We start from the raw sequence: 7395 nt of genomic DNA on the forward strand, positions 1-7395 counted from the left end.
TCATACCGCCACTTCGGGCTGCTCTTCAGCGATCCGAGCCAGCTCCTCGCGCCGCCAGATGCCCAGAACCAACCGCTTGAAAGCGGCGTAGGTTTCATCGAAGGTCTCACGGCCCCGTGCATAGGTTTCGCGGTTGAAGTCGCGATAGTCCGCCTCGTAGATCCCATTCACCTGCTCTCCCGCCTGACCGATCAGCGCGGTGAATTCCTGTCGGTGAGGCGATAAGGCGCTACCCAGATAGGATTGCATCAAGCCGGCCAGCTCTGCCTGCTGGGTGCCGTCATAGCGCGTGATAACAGTGCGCACCGCATCCCATTCAAAGGCCATTTCTTCGCGCCCCAGAGCACGGGCGGCCATGTTTTCGCCCTCCTCGATCGACTGAAAAGTCGAATGGAGCATGTCAAAGAATCGCCCCGTGGAATCGAACTCCAGGAACGAAGCCCCCATCGGGACCAGCAAGATATCGGCCGCCGCTAGTCCGTTGATCGTCAGATAACCAAGGGCAGGGGGGGTATCGAGGAAGATCAGATCGTAATCGGCCAGAACACCATCCGCCTCAAGCGTTTCCGTCAGAGCATCCCACAGCTTCCAGCCGCGGGCCTGCATCCGCCAGACGGGGATCTGGAACTCGGCCCAGTAGAGATTCAATTGCGCCCCGATCAGATCAATATTGGGCCAATGTGTTTTCTGGATCAGGCTGCTGGCCCGCGTATCGAGCGCCTCCATCAGAGTGTCATCGATAGGGTGGGGCGTCTCACCCCGGTCCAGACGTCCCTGGTTTTCACGACGCAGATATCCGGCATAGTGACGCGCCAGCAGGGGAAACACGGTCTGCCATTCATCGGTGACCTTGCCACCGAAGATTGAGGTCATGGACCCTTGGCTGTCCAGATCTATTACCAGAACCTTGTAGCCATCCAGTGCCGCTGACATTGCCAGATGCGCGCAGGTCGAGGTCTTGCCAACACCGCCTTTGAAGTTGGCAACGGAAACAAGCTTGGCAGGTAGCCCCTCGGGCCGATAAGGGCGGTACTCTTTTGCTTTCGACCCTTCTGAAGCAAAATGAGTGCGCAACCGCAGCACCTCATCCAAGGTGAACCATTTGGCGCCGCCTTCGGATTCTGATCGCCCCTGAGGCAAATCTGGGTTGGCCTTCAGGACTCGACGGAAATGGGGGGCCGCAACCGGGATCAGATAACGGGTAATTTCCCAGGTGGAGAACAAACGCAACTGCCGTGTTTCTCCATTCTCCAATCCTCGGCTCGCCAGGTCTTCGCGCCCCTGAGAGCAAGCCCCGGCAATAGTTGCAAAACTGGCGGTGGTTGAAGGATCCCCTAGCTCGGCAAGGGCGGTGTCGGGATCAATATTGAAATAGGGTGGAAGCCCGTCTTTCGGAGATAACGCCATGTTCTTCTGCTCGATATGCTGTGTTTTCACCATAGTACCATAAAACATGACATATGGAAGAACTAACGGCATCAACCAATATTTTCTAAGCAAATCAAGGGGCTGGAAGTGTAGAAATCCGTAGGTTTTAGGCCTTGTCGAATTTTTTTTAGTTAGAATAAGGTTATTTATTAGTTACGGTGTGAATATCGAAAACATAAAGCGTTGAAAAATAATATATTTTAGCAGTTTTTTTAAGGCAGAGTGAATCTGAACCCACGATCGAGTGACTCTGATCCCACGTTGCCCTGACTCTGAACCCACGATCTGACGCTTTACCCGGTCTGTGGATAACTTTAGGGTAGGCGTCAATAAAACCACGAAAAAGATTCGGGCAGATCAGGGGCAGAGGTATGGGCTGGAACGTTTCAGTTCTGAGTGATTTTTCATGAGCGCGGATATCCCTGCCGGGGCAGGGGGGCTGTTGCCCGAGAGGCATCCGACAGCGGATTTCTTTGTTTGCGATATCTTCGATGCGCTGCCCAAGACGGACATGGGATCAATGGAACATCCGATGTTCTCGCTGTCCACACGCCCGGATCGGCGAATCCTGAACTATGAGCATAACGGGGTCGAGATCACCGTCACACCCTCGGTCCGGGGGCTGGCGACGATCCACGACAAGGATATTCTGATCTTCTGCATCAGTCAGTTGATGGCTGCGATCAACGCAGGCCGCGCCGTCAGCCGGGTGCTGCACCTCAAGGCGCATGACCTGCTGGTGGCGACCAACCGGGAAACCTCGGGCGATGGCTACAAGCGGCTGCGCGAAGCCTTTGAACGGCTGGCCGGTACCCGCATCACCACCAACATGGTTACCGGTGGGGTTGAGACGACCACAGGCTTCGGCTTGATCGAAAGCTGGGAGATCGTGCGCCACACGCGGGCAGGGCGGATGGTCAGCGTGTCGGTCAAATTGTCGGATTGGCTGTTCCGGGCGGTGCTGGCTAAATCGGTGCTGACACTCAGCCGCGACTACTTCCGCCTGCGCAAACCGCTGGAGCGCCGGATCTACGAGTTGGCGCGCAAGCACTGTGGTCGTCAGCCAGACTGGCGGGTGTCGGTCGAGACGCTGCTGAAAAAATCCGGTTCAGCCTCACCGCGCCGGGTGTTCCGTAAGATGCTGCGCGATATGATCGCCGCCAATCATTTGCCCGACTATCACCTGGAAGAAGAACCGGGTGACATCATCCGTGTCAGCCGCCGGGATGTGGTGGTCGAGGTGGGAGAGAGGGCTGCTCTACTTCTTGCCCCGGCCACGCTGGCAGAAGCGCGTGCGTTGGCACCGGGTCAGGATGTTTATGCGCTTGAAGCCGACTGGCGAGCTTTCTGGGCTCAATCGGGTCGTGTGCCCCTTAGAAGCCCGGACAAAGCGTTTTTGGGGTGGTTGAGAAAGCGGGACCCGGCCGGATGACTCCTTTTTAGTTTGGCATGTTTCGGAACGGACGGCTTGTGCGATGCAGACCACCAGAAGCGGGAGGATCCCGGCAGTAATATAGCCAATCAGGGCTGCAATAATACCATGACCGAATATCAATACACCAATAGCCGTGAATGCCCCAAGGGCCATCCCTAGTATGATCAGTCCAACCAGCATGATATTTATTGCCTGAACACAACCTGGGCGAAAGCGGATGAGCAGGCTTATTCCTGAAGGGGATCGGTTGCCAGACAAATTTTCAGGATGTCGGTAAAACAGGGGATGGGTTGCTCAAGGGGCGCAGGAGTTTGTTGCAAGCCGAATAGGCAGGCCTGCTAGCGACTGTTCTCGATACGCATCTTCTCAGTGCGTGAGGCATGATCCAGCGCAGAAAGCGCATCATTTAGCCCATACCCTTGGATGAGTGATATTCAAATGAATTGCCAGGCTGCCAACAAAATGCGGAAGCATGGCAAAATTTAACCCTGATGCAGCCGATGGATCATGTCCGCTTCGGTGTTGCGGTGCGATCAATACAGAGCCATTCTGAATCCAAATTGTTAAGGGGTCGCAAATACACGTGGCTTTACTGTAAGTTTCAAGGCTAGAGTGGGCCTACTGTCCGGGACCCATCGAAGATGTATTTGGGGTCGGACGGGTTGAAAAGGTTTGGCGTAAGAGCGGGAGCTTTAGAGAATAAATATGCATTCATTAATTGCGTTGCTTGTTTCATTGGTTCTGACAACTGCGGTTGCTGTGCCGGCTCTGGCTCAAGGTAGCTACCGCATTCAACCCGGCGACACACTGCAAATTGAGGTTCTCGAGGATGCTACGCTCGACCGGGATGTGCTTGTTCGCCCTGATGGGCGGATTACGATGCCATTAGCTGGTTCGATTGTTGCTGGAGGGCGCAGTGTTGAGCAGCTTCGAAGTGATCTGGCGAATTTATTGGCACCCAACTTTGCGGATACCCCAAATGTTTTTGTATCGCTGGGTGAAGTGGGCGAACCTGTAGACCCTGACCCGATCCGTGTCTATGTCATCGGCGAAGCGGAAGAACCGGGTAAGTTTGAGGTTGAACCCGGTACCACGTTATTGCAGCTCGTTGCAGAGGCCGGGGGGTTTACCAGGTTTGCCGCCACCAAGAGAATTGCCCTGCGCCGGACAGACAGGTCGGGCAAGGAAACGGTTTTCAAATTCGACTATGCCTCCATTCTTGACGGTACGGTTTCACGATCAGCCGTCAGATTGTCGGAGGGCGATGTCCTTGTCATCCCGTCTAGGCGATTGTTCGAGTAATTTGGTAACGAGAGCGACGTGGTACACAAAGAATACATACACGCAGTGGTTGTTAATGCTGCGTGGATACCTTTGATTTTCGTGAATACCGCTTTAGCACAGGAGGTTGATCCCGGTGGTCGCGTGATGACTTTCGGGCTTACTGAGCGTATTGAGTCGGGGCAAAACCTTGGGCTAGAGGTACCTGAAGAAGGATCAGGCACAATTGCTTCGACAATATTGTCTTTTGGATTATCCGATGAAACCCGGACGCAGCGATTTTCTTTGGATGCCACCACTGCTTTACGGTTTACAAATCTTCCCGAGCAAGAGAGCGAGATCGATTTTGGCGATGCCATTCTGGAACTCGAGTATGATCGTGAAGCCGCGAATGCCGGGTTGAATCTGAGTGCCGATTTTCTTCGGTATGACATTGGCTTCCAGCGCTCCTTATTGACCTTTACGGATGACGATGGGGTCATTTTGTTGCCGCGCGACTTTGATGACCTGACCGGTACGGGCATTCGGAATGAGTATCTGGTGAGCGGGCGGATCGATTTCGGGCGCGAGAATCTGGTTGGATATAATCTGGAAGTTGCAGTGAACGGGATCGATTACTCGGACGCCTCCAATCCGGATCTTTTTGCAAGCGATGAAGTTGCCGCCCGGGCGGGTGTTACTTTTGATCTTTCACCGCGGACCAGGGCAGCCATCGATCTGACGGCAATTTATTACGAGGATGAAAGCGAAGGGCAGACTGACCGCGACACTGAAGAAATCGCTTTCAGAATAGAACATGAGCTTTCGCCCCGGGCGCGGCTTGAGGGGTCTTTAGGCTTCATTGACATTGACGAGCGCGATCAGGTCGAAGGCGATATTCTCGTTACGGGCCCTGTTGGAGATATTGGCTGGCAATATGATGTGTCGAATGGAGATGTGTCGGCTGAGTTTGTCGTTTTACGCGATACGCCGGGGCGTTTGAATACACTGACATTCGGGCGCAGTATAGATATCCCAGACGGAGCGTTTTCCGCCGATGTCGGTGTCGCGCGCGATTCTGATGGAGAAGTCGATTTCATTGGGGCGCTGGCATATGCGTATGAATTCGGCGCGCACGAAGCTTTTGCCCGGATCAATCGAGGCATCGGTGTCACAGATAGCCGGGAATACCGGCCGGAAACCGTCGCAGATCTTGGAGTAGTTTTTGGGATTAGTGCCGTTTCGCAACTGGGGTTTCGGGCGACATATGCCCTTGCAGAAGGTACGGCAAGCGATCCTAGGGTTGCGCGCTTTGATCTTGATGCTGTTTACAGCCGGAGGCTAACTCAGGATTGGAATTTCAACACTGGCGTTAGCTATCGGAGCCGGGATGAAGAGGGCGTTGGGCGTGCAAATTCGCCATTGGTTTTTGTCGCACTGGGTCGAGATTTCTTATGGCGGCCATAAGTGAAAATGCTTTGAGCGCTCCGAAAGATTGATTCATATGTTTTCACTTTGCCCTTTGCGCCTCGTTTTCAGGAATTGCCCAGCCTGAAGAATATTCAGCCTCTGATATTTCGAGGGCGTATTAAAAATGCAATCAATCTGTGGCTGATTTTTTTCTGAGATATCTCTCAAGGGTTTTTCAATATGCGTGTTTTTTTGCTTACGATGGCGTATATCAGCTGTTTTTTGCCCATAAATGATGCCTAAGCTTCTGATCATTGAAGCGCTTAGGATTTTGAAACTATCCGCTTCTAGGTATCTGTGATCTTGGTAAATTTGGCTGTTGGGGCAAATATGTGGTGGTCGTGACTGCGATTCTCGTGAGGCGCCAGAATATTGTCTTAATTTAGCCGTGTTGTGCAAAAAAATGGAAACAGTAGGGCCTGGCAGGCAGGCTTCAACTCAAGAGCAGGTACAGTCATGAGCCTATATGCGGAATACTTTACTCTGGAATTTGGTGTGTCAGACCTCAGCCAGATTGATTTTGATGCACTTCCCTCAGCGACTGGTACGGTTTCAAGACTTGCGACGCGATACAGCGCGGAAAGCTTCTGGCTTGGTGGTGCGACAGACAATTTTGCGGCGCGTTACACCGGGCAGCTGAATATCGATTCTGGTGGTACGTATACGTTCTACCTAACTTCGGATGATGGTTCGGCACTTTATATAAATGGCGAGCCGGTGATTGATAATGACGGTTTGCATGGTGATATTGAACAAACTGTCACGATTGATCTTGGGGCCGGCTCACATGACATCGAAATCCGCTATTTTGAGGGATTTGGAGATGCTTCCCTGCAATTGGAGTGGTCTGGACCGGACAGTGGTGGCCAGCGCGAGATTATCCAAGGCGAAACATTCAGTCATACGCGCGCTGATGATGAAACGGGCTCTGACGGTATAGGGTCGAGTGCCGACGAAAGCAGCGCCGAAGACGATGTTGATACTGGCAATACTGGAGATGCGGATTCGGCCAGTACACAGGTGTCGGGTCTTGTGGCTCGTTATTTCACACCTGCTAACAAGATATCCAATTTGTCGGATGTCGATTTTGAGGCAACTCCGGTTGAGACGGCCAACGTTGACCAGCTTGCCATTCTTTATGAGAGAGGCGGATTTTGGGAAGGTGGCCCGAGAAATCATTTTGCAGCGCATTATGCAGGTAATCTGAATGTTGAGGCCGGAGGGACTTATACGTTTTACCTGACTTCAGATGATGGTTCGGCGCTCTATATCGACGGTGAACCGGTAATCGACAATGATGGTCTGCACGCTACGCGCGAACAACGGGTCACGCTTGAACTGAGCGCTGGTTCACATGATATCGAAATTTTCTACTTTGAGCGCCGTGGCGCCGCATCTTTACAGCTAGAATGGGCGGGCCCGGACAGTGATGGGCAGCGTCAGATTATTGGTGGCGAAGCATTTAGTCACCCTGGGTCCACCAGCTCGGGTGATACCGGCGGTGACACAGGGACCGGAGACGCCGGCTCGGGTGATACTGGCGGTGACACAGGGACCGGAGACGCCGGCTCGGGTGATACCGGCGGTGACACGGGGACCGGAGACGCCGGCTCGGGTGATACCGGCGGTGACACAGGGACCGGAGACGCCGGCTCGGGTGATACTGGCGGTGACACAGGGACCGGGGACACCGGCTCGGGTGATACCGGCGGTGACACGGGGACCGGAGACACCGGCTCGGGTGATACTGGCGGTGACACAGGGACCGGGGACACCGGCTCGGGTGATACCGGCGGTGACAC

The 7395-nt window shown here is 53.8% G+C and carries 5 protein-coding genes; 4 read left to right on the top strand and 1 reads right to left on the bottom strand.

All coding sequences use genetic code 11. The features are described from left to right. Entirely contained in the window at window positions 1-1440 is a 1440-nt protein-coding gene (locus tag ACR0J4_RS21645) for an AAA family ATPase (RefSeq protein WP_480668816.1), read from the bottom strand. A 394-nt stretch (window positions 1441-1834) separates the two neighbouring features. Between ACR0J4_RS21645 and ACR0J4_RS21650 the strand changes: the two genes are divergently transcribed. From ACR0J4_RS21650 to ACR0J4_RS21665, 4 genes are all read left to right on the top strand, one after another. Further along, entirely contained in the window at window positions 1835-2860 is a 1026-nt protein-coding gene (locus tag ACR0J4_RS21650; RefSeq protein WP_170644118.1) for a replication initiator protein A, read from the top strand. A 708-nt stretch (window positions 2861-3568) separates the two neighbouring features. Then, the gene (locus tag ACR0J4_RS21655) at window positions 3569-4165 is read left to right on the top strand and encodes a polysaccharide biosynthesis/export family protein (protein ID WP_170644120.1); all 597 of its coding nucleotides are present in this window, start codon (window positions 3569-3571) and stop codon (window positions 4163-4165) included. A gap of 18 nt (window positions 4166-4183) precedes the next feature. Then, on the top strand, window positions 4184-5590 hold the full coding sequence (locus tag ACR0J4_RS21660) for a hypothetical protein (protein ID WP_170644122.1): 1407 nt from the start codon (window positions 4184-4186) through the stop codon (window positions 5588-5590). Window positions 5591-6049: 459 nt separating this feature from the next. Beyond that, window positions 6050-7395 (top strand): PA14 domain-containing protein (locus ACR0J4_RS21665; protein WP_480668815.1); only part of this gene is annotated, 1346 nt, incomplete at its 3' end.

This window comes from Ruegeria sp. B10 (assembly GCF_056539825.1).

Excerpts from the sequence above, each read along its gene's own strand:
- ACR0J4_RS21655 (WP_170644120.1), top strand. The coding sequence starts at position 3,569 with ATGCATTCATTAATTGCGTTGCTTGTTTCATTGGTTCTGACAACTGCG.
- ACR0J4_RS21650 (WP_170644118.1), top strand. The coding sequence starts at position 1,835 with ATGAGCGCGGATATCCCTGCCGGGGCAGGGGGGCTGTTGCCCGAGAGG.
- ACR0J4_RS21645 (WP_480668816.1), bottom strand. The coding sequence starts at position 1,440 with ATGGTGAAAACACAGCATATCGAGCAGAAGAACATGGCGTTATCTCCG.